At 51.1% G+C, this 23060-nt stretch carries 20 protein-coding genes; all 20 read right to left on the reverse strand.

Annotated elements, in window-relative coordinates; all coding sequences use genetic code 11:
- Nucleotides 1–19: 19 nt before the first annotated feature.
- The 20 genes from JOD20_RS04450 to JOD20_RS04545 all read right to left on the reverse strand — a co-directional run bounded on the left by JOD20_RS04450 (nt 20) and on the right by JOD20_RS04545 (nt 23046).
- Nucleotides 20–1015 (reverse strand): aldo/keto reductase, encoded by a 996-nt coding sequence (locus JOD20_RS04450; protein ID WP_204754109.1) that lies wholly within the window; start codon nt 1013–1015, stop codon nt 20–22.
- Nucleotides 1016–1172: 157 nt separating this feature from the next.
- On the reverse strand, nt 1173–1577 hold the full coding sequence (locus tag JOD20_RS04455; RefSeq protein WP_204754110.1) for a type II toxin-antitoxin system VapC family toxin: 405 nt from the start codon (nt 1575–1577) through the stop codon (nt 1173–1175).
- A 1-nt stretch (nt 1578) separates the two neighbouring features.
- On the reverse strand, nt 1579–1917 hold the full coding sequence (locus JOD20_RS04460) for a hypothetical protein (RefSeq protein ID WP_204754111.1): 339 nt from the start codon (nt 1915–1917) through the stop codon (nt 1579–1581).
- 173 nt (nt 1918–2090) lie between these two features.
- A complete protein-coding gene (locus tag JOD20_RS04465) occupies nt 2091–3137 on the reverse strand; it encodes an SIS domain-containing protein (protein WP_204754112.1) in 1047 nt (348 codons plus the stop codon).
- On the reverse strand, nt 3131–4267 hold the full coding sequence (gene nagA, locus JOD20_RS04470; RefSeq protein WP_204754113.1) for an N-acetylglucosamine-6-phosphate deacetylase: 1137 nt from the start codon (nt 4265–4267) through the stop codon (nt 3131–3133). Before nagA ends, JOD20_RS04465 begins: the two co-directional genes overlap by 7 nt.
- Nucleotides 4264–4725, reverse strand: a complete 462-nt coding sequence (locus JOD20_RS04475) for a GNAT family N-acetyltransferase (protein WP_204754114.1) — start codon at nt 4723–4725, stop codon at nt 4264–4266. Before JOD20_RS04475 ends, nagA begins: the two co-directional genes overlap by 4 nt.
- Nucleotides 4718–6517, reverse strand: coding sequence for a beta-N-acetylhexosaminidase (locus JOD20_RS04480; protein ID WP_204754115.1), 1800 nt, complete (start codon nt 6515–6517; stop codon nt 4718–4720). The genes JOD20_RS04475 and JOD20_RS04480 overlap by 8 nt, the downstream gene beginning before the upstream one ends.
- Before the next feature lie 3 nt (nt 6518–6520).
- The gene (locus tag JOD20_RS04485) at nt 6521–7366 is read right to left on the reverse strand and encodes a carbohydrate ABC transporter permease (RefSeq protein ID WP_204754116.1); all 846 of its coding nucleotides are present in this window, start codon (nt 7364–7366) and stop codon (nt 6521–6523) included.
- 2 nt (nt 7367–7368) lie between these two features.
- Nucleotides 7369–8466, reverse strand: coding sequence for a carbohydrate ABC transporter permease (locus JOD20_RS04490; RefSeq protein WP_204754117.1), 1098 nt, complete (start codon nt 8464–8466; stop codon nt 7369–7371).
- A 306-nt stretch (nt 8467–8772) separates the two neighbouring features.
- Entirely contained in the window at nt 8773–10248 is a 1476-nt protein-coding gene (locus tag JOD20_RS04495) for an ABC transporter substrate-binding protein (RefSeq protein ID WP_204754118.1), read from the reverse strand.
- 139 nt (nt 10249–10387) lie between these two features.
- A complete protein-coding gene (locus JOD20_RS04500; protein ID WP_204754119.1) occupies nt 10388–11398 on the reverse strand; it encodes an ROK family protein in 1011 nt (336 codons plus the stop codon).
- A 60-nt stretch (nt 11399–11458) separates the two neighbouring features.
- Nucleotides 11459–12619, reverse strand: coding sequence for an ROK family transcriptional regulator (locus tag JOD20_RS04505; RefSeq protein WP_204754120.1), 1161 nt, complete (start codon nt 12617–12619; stop codon nt 11459–11461).
- A gap of 613 nt (nt 12620–13232) precedes the next feature.
- Nucleotides 13233–16427 carry a M14 family zinc carboxypeptidase gene (locus JOD20_RS04510; RefSeq protein ID WP_204754121.1) on the reverse strand — a complete coding sequence of 1065 codons (3195 nt, stop codon included), beginning with the start codon at nt 16425–16427 and terminating at the stop codon, nt 13233–13235.
- A 347-nt stretch (nt 16428–16774) separates the two neighbouring features.
- Nucleotides 16775–17560 carry an ABC transporter permease gene (locus JOD20_RS04515; protein WP_204754122.1) on the reverse strand — a complete coding sequence of 262 codons (786 nt, stop codon included), beginning with the start codon at nt 17558–17560 and terminating at the stop codon, nt 16775–16777.
- A 1-nt stretch (nt 17561) separates the two neighbouring features.
- Nucleotides 17562–18368 (reverse strand): ABC transporter permease, encoded by an 807-nt coding sequence (locus JOD20_RS04520; protein ID WP_204754123.1) that lies wholly within the window; start codon nt 18366–18368, stop codon nt 17562–17564.
- Nucleotides 18365–19348, reverse strand: coding sequence for an ABC transporter ATP-binding protein (locus tag JOD20_RS04525; protein WP_204754124.1), 984 nt, complete (start codon nt 19346–19348; stop codon nt 18365–18367). Before JOD20_RS04525 ends, JOD20_RS04520 begins: the two co-directional genes overlap by 4 nt.
- 305 nt (nt 19349–19653) lie before the next feature.
- Nucleotides 19654–20463 (reverse strand): ECF transporter S component, encoded by an 810-nt coding sequence (locus JOD20_RS04530; RefSeq protein WP_204754125.1) that lies wholly within the window; start codon nt 20461–20463, stop codon nt 19654–19656.
- Complete coding sequence (locus JOD20_RS04535) at nt 20460–21431, reverse strand: RluA family pseudouridine synthase (protein WP_204754126.1); 972 nt, start codon at nt 21429–21431, stop codon at nt 20460–20462. Before JOD20_RS04535 ends, JOD20_RS04530 begins: the two co-directional genes overlap by 4 nt.
- 23 nt (nt 21432–21454) lie before the next feature.
- Nucleotides 21455–21808 (reverse strand): TraR/DksA family transcriptional regulator, encoded by a 354-nt coding sequence (locus JOD20_RS04540; protein WP_204754127.1) that lies wholly within the window; start codon nt 21806–21808, stop codon nt 21455–21457.
- Nucleotides 21809–21972: 164 nt separating this feature from the next.
- Complete coding sequence (locus JOD20_RS04545; RefSeq protein WP_204754128.1) at nt 21973–23046, reverse strand: TolB family protein; 1074 nt, start codon at nt 23044–23046, stop codon at nt 21973–21975.
- Nucleotides 23047–23060: the final 14 nt, after the last annotated feature.

Below are 23060 nucleotides of genomic sequence, written 5' to 3' on the forward strand. Positions count from 1 at the left end.
ATTCCAACGTCGCAAGCTGCTATAAACCAGTCATTTTTTCTAAATGCTCGGGGTAGCGCGCACCTTGAATCTTAATCGAGGCTGCTGCTTGTTCAATTGCCTGCAAATCTTCAGCCATCAGGTGAATTGCTGCCGCGCCCAGATTTTCTTCCAAGCGTTCCAAACGGCGCGTGCCAGGAATCGGCACGATCCATGGTTTTTGGGCCAGCAACCATGCCAAGGCAATTTGGGCAGGCGTGGCTTGTTTTTGGTGCGCAATCTCATTCAACAAATCGATCAAGGCTTGATTGGCTTGCAAGGCTTCAGCGCTAAACCGTGGAATACTCTTGCGAATATCGCCCTCAGTAAAGACCGTGCTTTGGTCGATTTTACCAGTCAAAAAGCCCTTGCCCAGTGGGCTAAATGGTACAAAGCCGATGCCTAATTCTGCCAAGACTGGCAAAATCTCTGCTTCTGGTTCGCGCGTCCACAACGAATATTCACTTTGCAAGGCGGCGACTGGCTGCACTGCATGCGCGCGGCGAATCGTTTGCGCCCCAGCTTCGGAAAGCCCAAAATGCTTAACTTTGCCTTGCTGAATCAGATCTTTAACTGCGCCAGCCACTTCTTCAATTGGTACATTCGGATCAACGCGATGTTGATAAAAGAGATCGATTGCTTCAATCCGCAGCCGTTTGAGCGATGCTTCGGCGACGCGTTTAATTTGATCAGGATGGCTGTTGACTCCCGACCAACCCGGCTTGCCATCGGGGTGTAAGTTAAAGCCAAACTTGGTTGCAATCACAACTTGATTGCGAAACGGCTCCAGTGCCTCGCCAACCAATTCCTCGTTGAGGTAGGGGCCATAAACTTCGGCGGTATCGAAGAAAGTTACGCCGCGCTCAACCGCGGTATGAATTAAGTTGATTGCTGATTGTTTATCGCCGCCGGGGCCATAGCTTTGGCTCATGCCCATACAGCCCAAGCCAATTTCTGAGACAACCAAGCCAGTCGTTCCAAGCGTTCGTTGGTGCATTGCAAACTCCTTGCAGTCGAAATTTGTGCTAGCAACAGTATAGATCTTGGCGCAACAATTACTTGCCTAATGCTCCAAACCTATTGCCCAATGCTCTAAGCTTTGGTTATTCCTGCGGAGTTTTTAGCCACGAATTGCACAAATGATTACTAAATTATCAGCGTAGCCAGTTTTCAATTCGCAGTTCTGGAACTGCGTCGAAATCCTTATCTGTGGTTAGCAATACTAAGTCATAGCGCAATGCGAGAGCCGCTATCAAGGCATCTACGGTGGCCAGTTGACGACCTTGGCGACGTAAGGCAATTTGCATCTCTGCTGCATTAACTGCATCAGTCTCATCAGGCAAATAGCAGGGAAATAAGGGTTGGATCTGTGCCCACGCTGCTCGATTCGCCACCGCACGAGGTAGCAGACCAATGCCAAAAATTAGCTCAGTCACCATCGGGACGCAAATTGCAAAGGTTGCTCCAGCGGCTATAGCCGTGATTACACGATGGCGCAGCGGATGATGGGGAGTAATTAAAGGCGAAGCATGATTCGTATCTAAAAGGTAAATTGCCATCCTAACGCAATTCCTCATCTGTACTATCATCAATATTCATGTTGTGAATAATAGTTTCAGCTTCTTGCCACGCTGCATCCCATTCCTGTCCAATTACGGGATCAGACTCCTCATCGTCGTAAAGTGCAGCTGCGAGTGATCCCAATGCCGGACGAATTTGGGTTGGATTCGGTGGAGTTGATTGAATTCGTTGGACGACAGTAAGTAGCTGAGGATCGATAGCAGTATCTAAGGCACTTGTCAATAAGCTTATAGCCAAGGTTTCTACTGATTGGTGCTGAGCCAAAGCATGCTGTTGTAAGCGCAATGCAAGTGCTTCGGGAACAGTAATGGTTGGCATTCTATACCTCCTATGAATGACATACCAAATCAAGTCTGGTTATAGTCTAGCATTGCCCAGTTTTGGAGGCAAACTGGCTATTTAAATTGAAATTAATTTTAACATCGCTTTTGGCTAAAAATCAAAAGCCCTGCCCAAAGGCAAGGCTTCGTGGATGAGGAGCAATTAAAGAGTTAGCGGGTTTCAGTAACTTTGCGCAAACCACGCGGCTGATCAACATCGAAATCGCGGGTGTGGGCCAGATGCAAGGCCAACAATTGGCCAGGCACAATATTGATAATTGGCGAGAGCCATTCGGGCAAGCCAGTTGGTGTGCGCAAGGGTGTGCGACTCAAGCGCAAGGTATCGTGATCGTCGCTAATCGCCAGAATTTCCGCGCCACGCTCGCGAATCGTTTGGATAAAGCTTTGCATTTCGGGCAACATCGGGCCGCTTGGCGCAATCACAATCACCGGAAAACCCTGTTCGAGCACGGCCACGGGGCCATGCAAAAAGTCGGCGCTGCTGTAGGGTTGCACAATCGTATAGGTCAATTCTTTGAGCTTGAGCGCCAATTCAAAAGCGGTTGAATAATTGTAGCCCCGGCCAATCACCACACATTGTTGCATATAGCGATAGCGCTGCACCACGTTCGCCATATCTGGCAAATTGCTGAGGGTATCGCCAACAAAGCGTGGCAAACGCTCAAGTGCAGCATTCATACTGGCATCATCAGCCAAAGCAGTACTGAGCATGGCAATCGCAACCAATTGAGCGCTATAGCTCTTGGTCGCAGCAACCGCCAATTCCTCGCCAGCATGCAAATCGATCACAAAATCGCCTGCTTGGGCCAACGGCGAATCGGTTTTGTTGGTAATCGCGGCAGTTAATGCGCCCTGTTTGCGCGCTTCGGTGAGCACCGCCACAATATCGGGGCTTTTGCCACTTTGGCTAATGCCCAGCACACACACATTGCCCAACACCGGCGGGCGTTGATAGATTGAAAATAGGCTTGGGGTAGCCAAAGTAACTAAGATCCCATTGATTGAGCCAAGCAAATATTGGGCATAGCGGGCAGCATTATCGCTCGTGCCACGCGCAGCAATTACAATTTGGCTGATATTACGTTCGCGAATGGCCGCCGCCAAACTGGCAACCGTGGCTTTTTCGGCCTCGAGCAGCCGTGCCAGCGATTGAGGTTGCTCATAAATTTCGCGATACAGATGGCTTTGGGTTAGCATTGACGTTGCTCCAAGGTTGTAGAACCATAGACGATGTTGCCGCCAACAAGTGTGGCAACAACCTGATAGTGCTGATCGAAAATTACCAAATCAGCAGGGTTATTGATCGCAATTCGGCCATAGTGAGCCAAGCCCAGCAAATTGGCCGGAATCGTGGTAAAAGCTGGTAAAATCTGCTCTAGTGGGCTGTTCGTCCAAGCATGAATGTTGCGCAAAGCTTGATCCATCGCCAACACGCTGCCAGCCAAACGGCCATCGCTACGCCGCGCCTCGCCATTGGCGACGGTCAAAGTTGTGTCGCCAAGCAAATATTCGCCATCGGGCATGCCAAGTGCTGCCTGAGCATCGCTCACAATCGCAATTCGCTGGCTGGCGCTTTGCCAAACATGGCGCACCAAACCAGCATGCACATGCACCCCATCGGGAATCAAACCAATTGTGATCCGTTGGTCGCTCAAGGCGGCTCCGGCTAAACCTGGCTCGCGATGATGCAAGGCTGGCATAGCATTGAACAAATGGGTTACGGCGCGAATGCCTTGATTAAAACTGGCTTCTGCCTCTTCGAAGGTAGCTTCTGAGTGGCCAGCGCTGACCACCACGCCACGCTCAACCAAAGCTTGAATGACTTGATCAGCTGCATCAAGCTCGGGAGCCAAAGTAACCAAGCGCACGCCATTGGCCAGCGACCAGCTTTCAATCGCCGCTAAACTGGGGTTTTGCAAATGATTAGGATTATGCGCACCGCGCTTGGCTGGGTTGAGAAACGGCCCTTCGAGATGCAAGCCCAGCACCCGCGAACCAGCAAAAGTAGCTTCTTGCACCACCTGTTGCGCCAAGGCAACTTGGCTCAGCGGCGAGGTGATGATCGTTGGCAAAAAGGCCGTCACGCCATATTGCACCAATTTGGCAGCCACCGCAGCAATCGTCTGGGGATCGCTGGTAAAGTCGTGACCAAACGCACCATTCAGTTGCAAATCGATCAAACCTGGCGCGACAATCAGATCAGTCAGATCGTAGCATGGCGCTGCTGGCGCGGCCTCGGCAAAATGGCCATTGGCAATCGCCAAACTACCTCCAGCGTTCAACTCAGGCGTGTAGATCGTGGCGTTTTCAAAACGTAAGCTGCTCATGCATCACCTTGCAACATCCCGCGATACACGCCGGGGGTTGAATCGGGGATGACGATTGCGCCAACGGTGCGCTGATAGAACTCAACTGGGCCTGCATCGCCCACAATCGCATAGCCAAAACCTTGCTGTTTCATCGCCTCCAAGGCTGCAATCAACAAGGCCGTGCCAACTCCGCGCCCACGGCAATCGGGGTCGACCCCAGTTGGGCCAAAGAAATTGCGGGTCGTTGTGTCGTAGCAGGCAAAGCCCAAGAGTTTTTGCTCTTCGACCGCAATGATGCAGCTAATTGGGGTTTGGCTGAAGGCCACAGCACACTCGCTGCGCCAAGCAGGGTAGAAAAAGCGCGCTACCCAATCGAGCACCACATGGCGCTCAGGAGCAATTGCACGGCGAATTGTCACGCCAGCAACGCTCGGAATCGCTGGCAATTCGTAGAGTTTGACCAAGAGATCAGGCATATTGAACCTCGCCATAGCTACTGCGCAAGATTGCGAAGTGCTTCAAGCTATCCTGCAAGCCACCTGGCCGATTGCGGCTCAACCAAACTTCTTGGAAGCGTTCGATCAAGCCATCGATTTCGGTTTGCAAACTGCTTGCCTGCTCGCTTGGCTGTTGATCGAGCACCCACAAGCCGCGCTGCACTGCATGGCGCAGCAAATCGATCGCCCACGCCAACTCGACCAAGCACAATTCGCCATCGGCACGTTGTGGTTTGGTGTTCTGGAGGTCGTTGCGCAATTGCCCTAAAATCTCATCAGCGTTATGTAAATCTTCACGATCAAGCTTCAAGTTAGCAATTGCTTCGGGGTTGGCTTGCAAAATGCGGAACAATGACGAGGTGTTGTGCAACAACGGCGGCACGGCGCGATAGACATCGCCCAATTGATAGACCAAATTGCCCAAAACCTTGTTGCTATCAGCAAAAACCACCGTATCGAGCAAGGCCACCACATCAAGCTCGGCCAGTGCGTTCCAAGCGCGAGCAGCACCGATTGCCAAGCCAAGATAGCTGGTTACCAGCGGTTGCCAGTGGCCATTATCGCCCCAATCGGTCATCAAAAAGCCTTTAGCGCCATAGTGCAGGCCATGTTTGGCGGCGCTGGCGATGTTTTCCAAGGCGTTGGTGGTGCGGCCTGCAACCGTGTTCCAACTTGAGGTGCCTGGGCAAACGTAAAATGGCAGGCCAGCTTTGGCAATAGTGGCCGATTGAGCTTCAAATGGATGATCGGCCTCGTAGCCCCAAATGAGCACTTCTGCATCCTGTGGCAATTCGCCTACCAACTCTGGGTAGTGCAAAATAATATCGCTCCAGAATTGCATGATATAGCCGCGGGAGTGGGCTTCGTGATAGAGCTTTTGCAAAAATTCAAGATACACCCGACCCTTGCCACGCTCAGCAACTGCCGCTGCACTTGCGCCCAAGCCCAATTCGACAGTTTCGTCGCAGCCGACGTTGAGGGTGCGGGTGCGGAAGTTCGGCAACAATTCGTCGAGCATACTGCGCACCAAGGCGATGCTGCCTGGGTGTTCGGGGGCCAAGGTGAAGGGTTCGTCGAAATAGCCCCAATCTGGGTCGCCAGTGTCGCAGCCATCAGGGCACTCGGCCAAATCGCGATATTCTGGCTTGGTCAGCCAGCGCCGCATATGGCCAAAACAATTTTGGTTGGGTACTAATTCAATAAAGCGTTCGAGACAAAAATCATCGAGTGCGCGCACTTCCTCGGCAGTCAGTGGCGAAGCATCAGCCCAAACCGTGGGGTGGTTTTGGTAGGCAAAAGTATGCTCGATATACAGCTGAATCTGGTTAATTTTCCAGCTGGCCAATTCATCGATTAGCGCATAGAGCGTAGCCATGGTTGGCACTTTATCGCGGCTAATATCGAGCATAAAGCCCCGCACCGCAAAATCTGGCGCATCATTAATTAAGAGATAGGGCAATTGTGCAGCTGATTGCTGTTCAATTTGGCGTAGCGTGTGTAAACCATAAAACAAACCAGCAGCAGTTTGCGCAGCGATTTGCACGCCCTCGGCAGCAATTTGCAAACGATAACCATCGGCATGAGCAATTGTTGAATCAAACGTTAGGGCCAAATTGGCGTTTTGCGCCACGACTTCATACGTGCTAAGCTGAGCCAAACTGGCTGAAACCCGTTGATCAAGCTCGTTTGGCAAGCTAATCTGCCAAATTTTGGGTAAAGCATAGCTTCCCTCAGCGAGCTGAAGGCTTTTTGGTGTTGGTAATAAGTGCATTTTTTATCCCTTGACTGATCCGGCTAGCAAACCACGCACGAAATAGCGTTGTAGTGCAAAGAACACTGCCAACGGCACGATCATCGAGACAAACGCGCCAGCAGTTAACAAGTGCCATTTATTGCCGAGCGAGCCGGTTAATTCTGAGAGTTTGACGGTCAACACTTTATTTGTGCCCAAGAACACCAACGAAACCAGCAGGTCATTCCAAATCCAGAGGAATTGGAAGATCGCAAACGAAGCAATTGCTGGAGTCGAAAGTGGCAGCACAATCCGCATAAAGACGGTGAAATCGGATGCACCGTCGATTTTCGCCGATTCAATGAGATCGCCTGGAAGTTGCGAAATGTAGTTGTAGAGCAGATAAATTGCCAGCGGCAAGCCAAAACCGGTGTGCGCCAGCCACAAGCCAAGGAAGGTGCCAGCGATGCCGGTTTGCGTATACAAGCGCAAAATCGGAATCAACGCCACTTGCAATGGCACCACCATCAAGCCGATAACCATTGCAAACAGCCAATCGCGGCCTGGAAATTTCATCCATGCAAAGGCGTAGGCGGCAAAAGCGGCGACAGTAATTGGCAGAATTGTGGCGGGAATCGTGACGACCAAGGTATTGACAAAGGCTTCGCCAAGGCCGTTAGCGCTAATCACATCAGCATAGTTTTTGAACGTCCAAACTGATTCCTCAAATGGATGTTTGAGCGCATTCCACCAGCCTGAATTTTTCACATCGTTTTCGGGGCGAAACGAGCTAACCAACACGCCGACGGTTGGCAACGTCCAGAGGAAGGCAATTGCAATAACTGCAAAGTGAACGAATGAACGTGAGACAAGACGTTGGATACGCATGATTACCCTCGCTGACGGCGGGCATTCCGCACGTTAATAATCATCACTGGCAGCACGGCGATTACCAAAATCATGGTCAAAGCGCTACTGAGGCCATAGTTTTGATTTCGGAAGAACTCGGTAAACATGCGGTTGGCGATAACCTCGGTTTCATAGTTGCCGTTGGTCATCACAAACACAATGTCGAACACCTTCAAAACTGCGATCACCACGGTCGTAACCACGGTCAAAATCGTGGTTTTGAGCGAAGGAATGATAATCCGCCAGAAGATGTCAAGCTCGCCTGCGCCGTCGACGCGGGCTGCATCGATAATATCGGCGGGAATTGCCTTGAGCGCCGCTGAGAGAATCACCAGACAAAAGCCAGTTTGCAGCCAGATCATAATCACGATCAAGGCAATATTATTGACGCTCTTATTGATTAACCACGCAACCGGCTTGAAGTCGAAATTGCCAATAAAGGCATTCAACAAGCCAACACCTGGTGGATTGCTGGCATACATAAAGCGCCAAATCACGCCTGCACCAACAAACGAGATAATCATTGGCAAGAAGATCATCGATTTGGCAACAGCTTCGTAGCGCACTTTATCGAACAGCACGGCCATAATCAGGCCGCCGATGACGCTAAACGAGGTTACGCCAACAATCCAGTAGACATTATTGCGCAACGCAATTTGGATTGTGCGATTGGTAAAGGCAAACTTGAAGTTTTCCAGCCCAACAAAGGTCTCGCTATTTTTATCGAGCACACTGTAGTAGGCCGTCATCACGGTTGGATAGACCAAGTAGATAATCAGCAAAGCTAAGGCTGGGCCAACAAAAATCACTGGGCGAATCCTCTCGCGCAGTGTTTCAGAAGGAATCAGATTGAGCAGCTCGTTACAGAGCCAGTAGGCAATCCAAATGCCAAAGACCCCAACGAGCAAGGCCACCCCAACCACCAACAATCGCGGGGCATCAGCGTCTTTCATAACGCCGAGGCTCCAACGCCCGACCAAGATTGAAATAATTAATGCGAGAGGAACCAGCAACATGCGCACAATCTCGCTGGTGTTGCGCGAGCGTGGCCCAGTGCTAGTTTGTGGTTGTGATGACATGCCACAACTCCTTGCTGAGGAACAGTGCCAAGCAGCACTGCCTGAATACCGAGAACAGAGTCCAGAGAACAAATGAATGTGAGCGATTCCGCTGTTCTCTGTGCTATGTTTTGATCCACGAAGGACACGAAGAGCACGAATGATGATTTTTTAGCCACGAATTACACGAATTACACAAATGATTTAATTTCATCCCTCATACTTCATCCTTTTGAATGTTCTGCTTACTATACAACGAGAGGTAGGCATATGCTACCTACCTCTCGCGGCGTTTCGATGCACTGCATCGTCATCGAGGGAGGCTGACTAGTTTTTTGGCCAGCTTTCTTCGATGGTGGTCAAAACGGTATCGATGTCGGTGTTGTTCACGTAATCGACCATACCTTTCCAGAAGGTACCAACGCCAACTTCAGCTGGCATCAAGTCGGAAGCATCGAAGCGGAATACGGTAGCTTCCTTGATGATTTCAGCTTGGCGGCGGTCGATGTCGTTACCATACCAAGCCAAGTCGACGCTTTGGTTTGGTGAGATAAAGCCACCAGCTTCGACCCAGCCTTTGGCTGATTCTGGGCTAGCCAAGTATTGCAACACAGCGCGAACTTCTGGGCGATCGTTGAACATTGCGAACACGTCGCCGCCACCCAACACAGGCTTGCCTAATGCTGGATCAATTGGTGGCAAATAGAAGAAGTTGCTGTCGGTGCCAGCTTTCTTGCCTTCTGGGAAGAATGATGGAATCCAGCCAGCTTGGCGGTGCAACCAGCAGCCTGGTTTGTCGGCGTTGAACATTGGGGTTTGGGTATCGGCCACGGCGGTGGTCAAGATACCTTCACGGCCACCGGCAACGTATTGTTCGTTGAACCAGATTTTACCCATAATTTCAGCAGCGTTTTTGACGCTTGGGTCGTTGAATGGGATTTCGTGGCTAACCCACTTGTCGTAGGTTTCAGGGCTAGCGGTGCGCAACATGATGTCTTCCATCCAGTCGGTAGCGACCCAGCCGGTCACGTTGCCGTGTTCCAAGCCGATACACCATGGAGTGTTGCCATCAGCAACCATCTTGTCGCTCAAAGCGGTCATTTCATCCCAAGTTTGGGGAATAGTGTAACCTGCTTCTTCGAAGGCTGGAACTGGATACCAGACGATGCTCTTGGTGCTAGCGCGGAAGAACACACCGTAGAGGGTGTTATCAACTGAGCCAAGATCGATCCATGATTGGATGTAATCTTTTTGCAAATCTTCTGGTTTGATGAAGCTTGAGATGTCGACCAACTTGTTCTTGCGAGCCAAGGTTGCCATCAAGCCTGGTTGTGAGAAACCAGCGATGTCAGGGGCGTTACCGCCTTCGGCGCGAACAGGAATCAAGGTTTCGAAATCTTTCGAGCCTTCGTATTGAACATCGATGCCGGTGCGGGCTTCGAAGGCAGCCAAGGTTTGGTTGAAGGCTGCGTCTTCTGCTTCAACCCACAAACCGAAGATGCTGACTTTGGTGCCCTTGAATTCGCCAGCTTCGGCGCGAACTAATTCAGCATAGTTTGGGTTGACAGCTGGAACGCTGCCAGTGCTATCTGTAGTTTTGGTTGCGGCTGGGGCTTCGGTTCCGGTGATTGCTTCGGTTGCAACAACTTCGGTTGCTGCTGGGACTTCAGTTGCAGCGGCGGTTTCGGTTGTGGCCGTTGCTGCAGGAGCAGTGGTTGGTGCGGTCGTAGGTGTTGTGCTACCACCACATGCGGCGATCAGCATGCTGATCAGCAGTAACAACAGGAAACTGCGATGTTTCATCTAGACTGTTCCTCACTAATGCGGGGAATGATTGAGGTATGCGTGACTTCATACCCTGTGGCGTTTCCCCAAATCCAACCTAACAATGTGGGCCTGGTATGGTTTGCCATAAGATGTTAGGTTCATCTCGTGGCGGAGCTTAAGCCAATTGCGCGTGCGCGACCCGCGCCAACGCTTGGCTATCGAGCAAGGCGATTCCGCCCCATGCACCAGCAGCAAAATCACGATCTACGAGCTTGACCCGCCCTGCAGGAAGCAACGATGCTGCTAGCGAACTTTGCTGACGTAAGCCATCGAGTGCTTGTTCGATTGGGCTGAAGAAGGCTGAGCCTGCGCGGCTAACACCGCCCCCCAGCACAATATGATCGCAATCGTAGGCAAGCACCATTGTATAGAGTGCTTGGGCAAGTTGGTCGCCAACCATGTGGGCAACTGACGCAGCTAATTCATCGCCAGCCTCGGCAGCGGCGTATACTGCTGACGTGGTGACGGAATCAAGCTGATGAAGTTGGCTATGCGGGAATGATGAGAGCAGAGATTGCGCATAGTTGGCAATTGCTGGGCCTGCAACAACGGCTTCAAGACAGCCATAATTGCCACAGCGACAGCGAATTGTTGATGAACCAAAGCGTGCATGGCCGATTTCGCCCGCCATCCCGTGACTACCACGGTAGACAGCTCCATCAAGAATCATGCCAGCGGCTATGCCCGTGCCTATACTAACATATAAAATCGAATCGATCGAACCTGCCAGCCAATAGCGTTGAATGCCAAGCGCTGCGGCCCGAACGTCGTTTTCAATCACGCAAGCCGTGCCAAAAGTGGCGTTGATGAAGCCACGCAGATCAACTGATTGCCAGCCAAGATTGACGGCATGCCGCACAATCCCGCTCTGCGTATCGACTTGGCCTGGAATGCCAATCCCAATTCCTGCAAGCAGCCGAATCGGCAGATCAGCTTGTTTCAGGGTTTCCCAAATCGTATCGGCAAGAGACTGGAGGGCATGGTCTGGGGTTCGGGTATCGGTGGGGCGTTGGACGCTGGCCCAAACCCGATTATCGTCGTCGACGAGCAGGGTCGCAATTTTTGTGCCCCCTACATCGACTCCTAACCGCCAGCCATTGGCGTTCCGGCGCTGTCGTTGATCCACGCAAACCCCCTATACAAGGAACTAAGTGGCTAAGCTCGTCGGGGGGTGGTTTGCAGAACGTTAATCCCGAACAATGCCTAGCTCATTGGCTAGTAACAGCGCTGCTGCGCCTAAGGTTACGATATCGCTGCCGAGGGTGCTAACGTGCACATCGGTGGCTGCAACCAAGGTTTGCAACGCATGGTGGGCTAGCGAACGACGTAACGGTTGGAGTAAATCATTGCCAAGTTGGGCCAGTGACCCAGCCAAAATCACGAATTGAGTATTGAGCAAACCAACAACATTAGCAATGGCGATGCCAAGGTAGTGGGCTGCTTCGTCAATAATCGCGCGCACAGTCGGCTCGTTGTTGGACAAAGCGGCTTGAATCGCGGCAATCGTCCATGGTTCTGCTTGGGGCAAAGTTGCATCGAGTTTGGTCAGCAACGCACTGGTGCTCGCCACAGTTTCGAGGCAGCCATGATGGCCGCAGCGGCAGAGAATTCCATTTGGTTGCACAACCACGTGACCGATCTCACCAGCTCCCCAAGCGTCGCCACCAACAATCCGACCATTGATAAAAATGCCTGCGCCGATCCCAAGCCCAATGTTGATCACCACCAAATTGGGTGCATTGCGCTGGCTGCCAAACGTGTGTTCAGCAATCGCCGTCACATGACTATCATTGGCCAAATAGACTGGTAGCCCATAGCGCTTGCCCAGCAAATCGCGCAGTGCGAGATTGTGCCAACCAAGGTTAACCGCTTGTTGGACAACCCCAGCAGTGGTGTTAATCACTCCTGGCGCGCCGATGCCAATGCCCAGCACTGGGTTGTGGGTGTTCGCAAGCAATTGATCAATCAGTTGATACAATTGTTCAAGAACATTGCCCCCATTCAGTGCCAAGGTTTGGCGCTGGCGAATTGCCCCGCGTAAGTTGATGATCGTGCCTCGCAGTTCGTGTCCCGCAACATCCAAACCTATTAAGTGGCGACCATCATCCAATACGCTCAGCAATGTCGCTGGCTTTCCACCCCCAGAGGGCGCTAACCCGACTTCTTGCACCAAGCCTTCGTCAAGCAAAATCGCGACGTTACTCGAAACTGTGGTTGGCGTGAGGTTGGTTAAGCGGGCCACATCCACCCGACTAATCGCGCCACCATCGTAGATGGCTTTGAAGACAAGTCGGTAGTTGTGAAGCTTGCTTTGCTCCCGACTGGCTTTCTTGGGCAGTCCCTGCATAACTTATTCCAATGAATTTACTAAGTGAGAGTATCCCACAAGCGGCTCAATTTGTCAAGCGCAGCTTTGCGTGGCGCAAAAGGCTGAGCCTTGGGCAGCAAGAATAGTCTGATTTTGGCAGCGTGGAGTGCTTCATAAAATACCAATATGCGACTATTCCTGAATCCAATGCTATTTTATCCGATAAATGAAGGCTAGGTGTCAGGCAGAAAGGCAAAAGGCAGAAGGCAGAAGTCAAAAAATGAGGCTATGGGCTGGTGGCTATCGGCTATGGGAACAGCAATTAAGAAAATCTGTGCAATCTGTGGATCAAAAGCTTTCGCGCTTTGGAATTTAACCCAGCGGCGCAGAGCCACGAAATTATGAAGGATGAAGGATGAGGGATGAAGGCAAAAGTCAAAAGTCAAAAAATGAGGCTATCGGCTGGTGGCTATGGGCTATAAGAATAATAATCAAATATATCTGGGCAATCTGTGGCTAAATTAACCTTCGTGCTCTTCGCGTCCTTCGTGGTTCCCAACCTTCGTGGTCTTCGTGCCCTTCGTGGATCAAAAAAGGGATCGATAACAAACTTGTTACCGATCCCCAACAACCAGCCCTCAATCCCCAGCTACTACTTCACAACATACGGCATATAGACCTTATATTGGCTAACTGGCGCACTAGTTGCGGTTGAAACTAAGCTAATGCTATTGCTTGCACCACTATCAGCGCTTGAGGTTGCAGTTACGGTTACGCTATCGGTCGTGTTAGCAACCGCATTGGCTGGAATCGTCACCACAACTTGGACGCTCGTGCTCGCGCCTGCGGCCAAGCTGACGCTGGTTTGACTCAAGTTGGTTGGCCATGCATTGCCGCTCACGCTCAGGTTGAAGCTATCGCTCACATTGCCGGTGTTGGTAATGTTCACCGTATAGGTCAGCGTCGAGCCAGCAACTCCACTCTGAGCAGTTTGAGGAGTCTGCACTGCCACATCATGCACAGTTGAATTTCCAATCGTAAACACAACTGGCACCGTTTGATCGCCATTCACCGTGTTGGCTCCTGCGTTGACCCGCAAGCGCGCACGATAGGTACCATTAGCAATTCCATTGCTGTTGGCGGTTACTTGCACGTTTGCTGAGCCACGCGCTGCCACATCAACCGAGGTTGGATTCCAGCTCAGCCACGAGGCGCTGCCAGCATAGGCAACAAATTGAATTGCCAAATTGCTATGCAAACGGCCAGTGCTGTTGTAGACCCATTGGAAGCCAGAAGCTCCAGTGCTATCTTCGATGCCCACGCTGACGCTATTTTGGGTATCAACCGTTTGATATTGCAAGGTAATATCGCCACTGTTCAGATCCAGCACAAATTGGAAATCTTCAGGGCTGAAGCTGCCGCCGCTAGCCCAGTGGGGTACACCACTAAATTCAACAATAAATTGATCGTTAGCGCTATCAGCATAGGTAAAGATCCCATCCACGCCACTGGTCAAATCGCTGGGATCAAGGTCATCCCACAAAGCGGCAATCACATTATTTGGCGCTGTGGTGCCAGGTACCACGCCGTTGGTCGACGTGCCCGAGGCACTACAGGTCGTGGCATTGGTTGGGCTGATAAAGCCGTTACTATTCACAATCAACTTGCTATAGCCGCTGCCATAGTACATGAAACTGCGTGGCAAGTTCACAATCACACAGGCATCATCGCCCAAATTGAGCCGCGTGCCAGTGCTGCTGATGTCGTTCCAGTTATAGCTTGGGCCACCAACATCGTCGCTGCTCTTAACTTCGTAACCCATTGGAGCCAGCGTGATATTTGCATTAAAACTAGTGCCACCAGCATTGCCAATCACTAAAGTTCGCTCTTGGCTACCATCGCTTACGTTGAAATTCAAGGCGTTGGGCGTGGTCGTCAAAGCCGCCAATTGCGCAAGCACCAGATCTTGATTGGTAAAGCTGTTGCTGCTAACCGTTATGGTGTAGCTTGCTGGCGTTAAGCCCGTGCCGCTTACTTTGACACTATAGCTGCCAACTGGCAGTTCCAAGCGATAGCTGCCATCGCTGGCGCTGGTGGTGGTGCTAGTAAACGTGCCAGTCGTTGCCACGATCGTGGCATTGGCAATTGGCTGATTGTTATCGCTCGCGCGCACAACCCCGGTTAAGCCTTGCGGCGCAACATCGAGCCATTGAGCGCTAACCGGTCCCCAGTTGCCAGCAGTATCGCGGCCCCGGAAGTAGACCAAGTGACGGCCATTGCTCAACGTTTGGGGAATCGTCGCATTCACTGCTTCTTGAAGACCATTGAAACTTCCATCAGTGGCGTTTAGGCTAATCGCAGTTGCGCCAGCCCGCCATGGTGGAGTATCAACATAGGCTTCAGCAGCAGCAATCGTTTGAGCGCCGTTGTTAGCATCGTTGATTGTTGCCGACAATTTGTAGCCATTACTCGCCGATTGGGTGGTGACGTTCAAGGCATCAGGGCCACGTTGCAACAAATAAGGCGAACGAGCTACTTTCGAGGCATACAAGAACGCTGGCAAGTTGCGGCCCCAGAAGTTGCCTTGGGGTTGGCCATCCAAACAGGTAAAGTTCGGGAAGAAACCACTACATGAGCCAGAGCCTGGCCCAACTTCAAAGGTGTACGAGGCAATCCCCAATTCGCCATAGGCCCAATCATCGGTCGTGCCGCTGGTTGGATACAGCTCGTCGGACTTTTGCGGCGTATAGCCATTGTAGCTGGCAAATTTCTTACCCAAACCACGCAAATCGGCATCGTTTGGCGCAAGTTGGGCTGAGTGACCATAGGGCCACAAGACCAAATCGCTATACGAGTGAATGGAGATATAGACCCCTGCCGTATCGTCTGGCGCAGGATCAGTATCTGCTGGGCCACGGCGATCAGCAAACACCCCGCGAATCCATTGTTGCAAGGTAGCAACTTCTGGCTCAGAAGCGGCTGAAAGCCCAGGCCAAGTCTCGCCACAACGCGGTCCATTTGGGCTATCGACTTCGCCCCAATGGAATGATGAGTTGCGGTTGAGGTCGATCCCAATTTGCACCCCACTACAGTTTGGGGTATCAACGGTATTACGATTTTTGCGTTGGGTAAACGATGAGCCTTGCTCGGCAATCTTGCGTCCATCGGGGTTGACGAAGGGCACAATCACAATCGTGTGCTCATCAAGCAACCAATGCACATCAGGATCGGTTGCATAGCGTGAGAGCAAATACTCAGTGTAGCGCAAGGTCAATTCAGCGGTTGACATTTCGCGCGCGTGAATTGCCGACATCAAGAAGAAGGTTGGTTTTGGCCCAGGAATCAACGAATTGGTGATCGTAATCCCACGCAAATCGTAGCCTGCTGGCCCACCAGCGGTCACTTTATCCCACGAAGCGCCATAGGTAAACAACCCAGTCAGGTTGGGATACGTTGCATGCCATTGTTCAAGCAAAGCATAGCCTTCTTCGACCGTACGAAAGCCACCTTGAACTGGCAAGATTGAAGGCATTTGCAGCAAGTCGGTTTGTTCTTGATCAATTGCTGCGGTAAAGCCATCTTGCTGCAATTTAGCCAATTCGCTTGGCGTAATTAGCGCAAACAGATCGTCTTTATCGCGCATTTCCAATAAATCAAGGCCACGTGCGCTTAGGGCCAATGATTCACTTCGATCTTTGGCCTGAATTCGTGCCACAACCCGTTGTTCTTCGACAACTGGCTGGGCTTCGGTGCGTTTTGGCAGCGAAACCACCACCAAACTACTCCAAACCCCAATCAGCGCCACGATTGTTCCAATTAACGACCAACGATGCCTCAGACGGTCCATACAAACGACCTCCACACAGTGCGAGCCTAGCGCCGTGCCAGAATCTCCTTCGATTGTTACGCTAGGGAAGTTCTTGGGGAAAAACGACTCTTCGTTAAGTGTCTATTTTATCATTTTTAAGTATTTATAATGCAGCCTTGGCGATATGCGATTAAGTGATGTATTCCCTCACCCCAACCCCTCTCCCATCCTCTGGGCGAGGGGCTTTAACGCCGTGGTTCGTGCAAAAATCCTTGGTAAAAACGGCTGCTCCCCCTCACCCACGAAAACGTAGGCGAGGGGGCTGGGGGTGAGGGAATACTTAACCACCACGCTTTTTTAAAAACCTACCCTTAGGAAATCTAATGCTAGGCCGAAGCCCCAGTGTAATGGCGCAAACCAAAGCGCCAAAATAGGCGTGAAACGATCAATAAAAAAACCGTCAGGCCCAGTGCAAACAATAAATTTTGGCCGTTTAACTGGCGCGCCAAGGTTTCAGCAGGCAGCGTTACCGCAAAGGCGATTGGCAGCACAAAGGTCAAGGTATGTTTCAGCCAGCCAGGATAAATGCTCACCGGCCAACGGCCTGCCTGATACAGGCTATCAAAAATTTCCAAAAAGTTGTCGGCGCGAATAATCCAAAATGCGCCAACGCTGAGCATCAACCAAACGCTATAAATCATTAGGCCACCAAGTAGCACCGCCGCCGCAAACGAAAGTGCGCTCAGCCAGCCCAAACTGGTGCTTAATTGGCTAATTGCATAGCCCAAAACCACGCTGCCAAGCACCAAATCGATCAATTGCCAAATTCGAAATTCACGCACACTGATAATTGCTTGGGCATCGGCAGGCTTGGTCAGGGCAAAATCCAAGGTACCTTCTTGAATATCTTCAATCAAGCGGTTCATATTTGGCTGAATGATGGTTTTGATCAGACCGCCAACGATGATATGCACGCCCATTACTGCCAACAGTTCTGGTTGCGTCCAGCCAGCCAAATTTTGGGTATAGCTAAACACCAAGCTCATAGCAACCAAGCCCGTGCCCAAAGCCAAGGCCGATTGAAACAGCTGCACAAAAAAATTAACTCGATATTGAAATTCGCTGATCACGCTAACCCGCAGAAAGATCCAGAACAATCGTAAATACACCATCTTACGCTCCCACTGCCGAGTAGCGCCGCACCGCATGCGGCCAAACTAAGGCCAAAATCCCGCCCGCAATCAGCATCCAAACTGCTTGCATGGCCAAACCCCACGCCACTTGCGGGCCAGTTAACGTGCCAACCGCCACATCAATTGGAAAGCCAAATGTCCATTGAAAGGGCAGCCATTGCGAAATGTCGCGCACCCAAGCAGGCATAATCGCCAGCGGTACCAAACGCCCAGAAAGCAATAATTCGATCGTAAAATACAGCTCAAACACTGCACTCACTTTAGTAACCCAAAATGTGACCAAACCAAGCGCCCACAAACACAAAAAGCGCGTAACAAAACCGCCCAACAAGGCCAACATAAAGGCCGGAATTTGCCACCAAGCCGTGAAGGTAAACGCGGGCTGGAAAACCCACCACAGCAGGCCAGCGATTGGCAGCCACAGCACAATCGTCACCACTTTGAGGCTCATAAAGTAGCTCATATCAAAATGGATCGGGTGGATTGGCCGCATCAGTTCGTTGGAAAGCCGACCCTTGCGAATTCGATTTTCAAAGGCATATGGCGTGAGCGCAATATTCATCTGGCGCACCAACGTCCAAGTAATGTAGTAGGCCGCAAAGGTGCCAGCGGTATAACCCGCGACGTTGCCGCCTTGCGAGGTTGCAATCGTGCCCCACACCACCAAATAGACAACTGGCTCAACCATCATCGCCAACAGCCAAAACAGATGCGCCACCCGATATTGAAATTGGCTGATAATCGATGTTTTGAGCAAGGTCAGGTATAAATCAAGGTGCTGCTTCATACGACCTGTGCCTCCTGTTGAAACACCTGCTCAATAATCGAATCAATCGCTGGATCTTCAATCGTCAGATCGCTAATTGCAACTTCATTCAACAAACGGGTGGTAATTTGGGCCGTCGCGCTTTTGGGAACCCGCAAATTCACTTGGCCCTTGCTGTTGCTGATAATCTCGCCATATTCGCTCAAATCAAGTTCGGGGTCATTCAAGGTTACGCCGATGGTTTTGTAGGCGGCAAATTTCTCGACCAAGCCAGCCAAGCCGCCATCGTAGAGCAATTGGCCGTGGTGAATCACAATCACCCGTTTACACAACGCTTGGACATCGGCCATATAGTGACTAGTCAGCATCACGCTGGCTTGATAGCGCTGGTTGTAGGCAGCCACAAACTCGCGAATCAAACGCTGAGCCGTCACATCCAAGCCAATCGTCGGCTCATCCAAAAACAACACTTTGGGGCGATGCAACAACGCCGAGATAAATTCGGCCTTCATGCGTTCGCCCAACGACAAGTTGCGCACTGGCTTTTTGACCAAATCGCCCATATTCAGCAAATCGATCAACTCATCGCGCATGCGCCGAAACTCGCCTTCGGGAATTTGGTAGATGGCGCGTTGCAACTCAAATGAATCAAGCGCAGGAATATCCCACATCAACTGATTGCGCTGGCCCATCACAATCGTAATTTGGCGCAGTAGCTCTTTCTCGCGGCGCTGTGGCTCGTAGCCTAGCACATCGATCTGGCCGCTGGTTGGAAACAGCAAGCCTGCCAGCATTTTGAGGGTTGTGGTTTTGCCAGCACCATTTGGCCCCAGAAACCCAACAATCTCGCCAGCTTCGATGCCAAAACTAATCTTTTTGACCGCTTCGACTTCGCGATATTTGCGCTTGAACAAGCTGCCAACTGCCGCTTTCAAGCCCGCCTCACGTTCAGGTACCTGAAACGTTTTGATCAATGTATCAACCTTAATCGTTTGGCCCAAGGCAGTTCATCCTCGCTACAAGAAAAGAGATGGCCTATTTTAGCAGAGATACCTATACACTTTAAAGGTCTTAAGAAGGATGAGGAATAAATTATGAAGGATGAATTATGAAGGATGAAAAGGAAGGTCACAAAGCACACGAATTGCACGAAGCAATGAAACCACGAAGGACACGAAGAGCACGAAGGATGTGTTTTTTGCCACGAATTGCACGAATTACACGAACAATTATCCGATAGCCTATAGCCTCATTTTTGATTTTTGATTTTTGCCTTCTGACTTTTGCCTTCATCCCTTCCTATGTTCTATGTTCTTTGCTCTATGTTCTCGGTTGATTGCCAATTCAGGCGCAACTGAAAACGGCGCAAAACCGCCAAAATCGGCTTGCCAAAGGCCACAATTAACAGCAAATTGAATAGCGCCCGTGCGGCATCCCAGCCCAGCGAAGTCAGCAGATAAAAAGCCCAATAGCGATTCAAGGTTGGCCCAAGCCCCAAGCCTGGCTGCCACGAAATTGCGCTTTCGCCAGTGCTAAATGGCCAAAACGTGAGATTCATCAATGCGCCAAAGAGCAAGCCCCAAAGCCAGCCAAACGCCGCCAACAATGCCACTTCCCACCAACTGCCATCGGCGATGTTCAACCAGCGTTTAAGTGGTTGCAACAAACTGGTCGTTAGGCCCAACCAGCCCATCGCCAACATCTGAAACGGCATCCACGGGCCGATCCCGGCCACCAACAAGGCCGAAACCGCTAAACTGAGGCTGCCCAGCAAAAAGCCAAAACGCCCGCCATAGACATAGCCCGCCAATATCACCAAAAAGAAAAAGCTTGGGCTATCGCCGGGGCCAGCAGGCAAGCGCAATACCGCATTGATCGCCACCAACATGCCTAAAGCTGCCACGACCCGCGAATTCATGGCATGGCTATTAATATCGGTCAAAATAATGCCCAACAGCAGCGGCCCCAACACCAGCATAATGATTGGTGCATCGGCGGCATGATTATCGCCAGCGGCAACTTCGCTCAAGAAAAATGGATAAAAAAAGGCAACCAGCCCAACCAGACTGGTTACCAAGACTAAAATGCGACTGGCAAACGGCGTGGCTCGGCTCATACCAACGGTTCAATCATAGGGTCAGGATAAACAATTGTTTCGTAGCGCGTGCGTAACGTCGTCAGAATTTTCTCTAATTCTGCTGGCAGCGGCACTTCCCACGAGCGCCATTCGCCATTGCTGGGCAAGCGAAAACCCAAATGATAAGCATGCAAAAAATGGCGTTCGATGCCAAAGGTTTCTTTAGGCTTGCGATGACCATACAAGGCATCATTCAAAATTGGCCGATTGCGATAGGAAAAATGCACCCGAATTTGATGGGTTCGGCCTGTTTCCAAGGTCGCGCGCACCAACGAATACGGCCCAAGCACCTCAAGCACTTGATAATGGGTTACTGCATAGCGACCTTCAGGCATTACCATCATGCGCAAACGATTATTGGGATTACGCCCAATCGGCGCATCGATCGTGCCTGCTGGCTCACGCCAATGGCCTTCGACCAAAGCTAAATATTTTTTATGCATCCGCCGCGCCATTTGCTGCTCGGTCAGCACCATGCGCGCTTGATCATGCTTGGCGATAACCAATAAGCCCGAGGTATCTTTATCAAGCCGATGCACAATTCCAGGCCGCAAATCGCCGCTCGTGGTCAAATGGGGATAGCGATAGAGCAAGGCGTTGACCAACGTGCCATTGGTATGGCCTGGCGCAGGGTGCACCACCATACCCGCCGCCTTGTTGACCAATAACACATCGTCATCTTCATACACAACATCGAGCGGCAAATCTTCGGCCACAATATCGGTTGGCTTGGCCAAGGGCAAATAAATTTCAATCTGATCGCCCATTTGAACTGGCAAACTGGCCTTTGCCCCGCGCCCATTGACCCGAATATGCAAATCGGTGATTAATTGTTGCACATACGTCCGCGACAAATCAGGCATGCTAGCAGAAACAAGCCGATCGAGGCGTTGACCTGCTTCTGCTTCGTTCACCTGAATCGTCGTTAAGTTGTCGGTTTGCTCCATCGCTCTAACCTCTCCTGTGCTGGTTAACTATTGGCAGCCTCAATTGAAAGTGCTGCATAGGGCAAGACCTCTAGGCGTTCAATCGCAATCGGCTTGCCAGTTTTGAGGCAAATGCCATACGTGCCATGCTCGATTCGATCAAGCGCTGCTTCGACTTCGCCAATCAAACGCTGACGATCTTCAATCAAGGCAAAATTCTTTTCGCGCTCAAAAATATCCGAGGCATCATCGGCAATATGGTTACTGACCCCAAACTCGGCATCTTGATTCAATTCGTCGGTCGCTTCTTCCAAACGCTTGATTTCTTCGTTCAAATGTTTATGTATATCGTGCAAGCGCTCTTTGAAATAGCCTAACTGGGTTTTTGATAAAGTCATCGGTTAACTCCCACACAAATTTTTAAGCCAGGATTATAGCACGCCCATGGGCAAGACTCTAGCCATGAACCTCGATTTTTGCCAAATCATGCACAGATCTAATGCTTTTGGGATGTATGGGGATTAATTGAGCGCTATTGTACCCGATATTTAGCTAGCTAGATTTAGTGGCTACCCCATTCAACAAACCAATAGACTTGCATCGGGGTTAAAGCGCGTTCCTCGCCGGTTGCCAAGGTGTATTCCATCAAGCCATCGTAGCCGTGGATATACAGAAATTGCTTGCCATCGGGATTCCAGCTGATCCGCCCATCATCAATATTTTGGGCTAGCGGCTTCATGGCTCCATCACTAACTGTAATCTGCCATAAAGAAACTGGCTCGCCGTGAGCGCTTGCCACTTCTACGCCCAGCAAGCGTTCCCACCACGCCAATTCTGGCTTCTCGCCGCCGCCAATCGCGCCTGGCCCGCCATTGACCGTCACCACAACCATGCTGCCATCTGGCGACCATCGTGGGGCAATGATCGCTTTAAACGGTGGATCAGGCTGGCCCAGCGGTTGCGGATTGCTGCCATCAAGCTTGGCAATCATCAACGAAGGAAAGCCAATGTCAACGTTTGGTTGCACATACACCAGCTGTTTGCCATCGGGCGAGACCGCAGGCGTAGTGCTGCCATCGATGATAACCGTTGCTTGGTTGCTGCCTAATCCATAGCGCACAATTGCTGCTTCTTCGCGCAGAAACTGATTTTTATCATTCAGGAAGGTGCGACGGCGGGTCACATAGAGCGATTGATCATCGCCAGCCCAGCTTGGTTCGCTCAGCGCATCGCCGAATTCGCCATAGGCCAAAAGCCGACCCTTGCCAGTGGCCGCATCAAGGCCGCAAATAATGCCCGATTGCAACCAAGGAATTGCCAAATCAATTGGTGGCAACATCAACGAATAGGCCAACGTTTTACGATCATGCGACCAAGCGGCATCGCGAATAAGCGTGCGCTCTTTCGCCGTGGTCAGCTGGCTCATGTCGCTGCCATCGCGATTGAGTGTCCAAATATTGCCTTCGAGGCCAACAATAACTGGCTTGGTAATTGGCGCAGTATCAATACAATAGCCTGCGAGATCCGCCGTATCGATGCTAGCTGGGGCTTGCGCTGCAGGTGTGACGCTGTTCGATGCTGCGCCACAGCCAACCAAACTGATCAGCAAGCCAATGCTTAAAAGCTGTTTCTTCATAGATGATGCCATTA

This window comes from Herpetosiphon giganteus, assembly GCF_016907925.1.
GTDB lineage: Bacteria > Chloroflexota > Chloroflexia > Chloroflexales > Herpetosiphonaceae > Herpetosiphon > Herpetosiphon giganteus.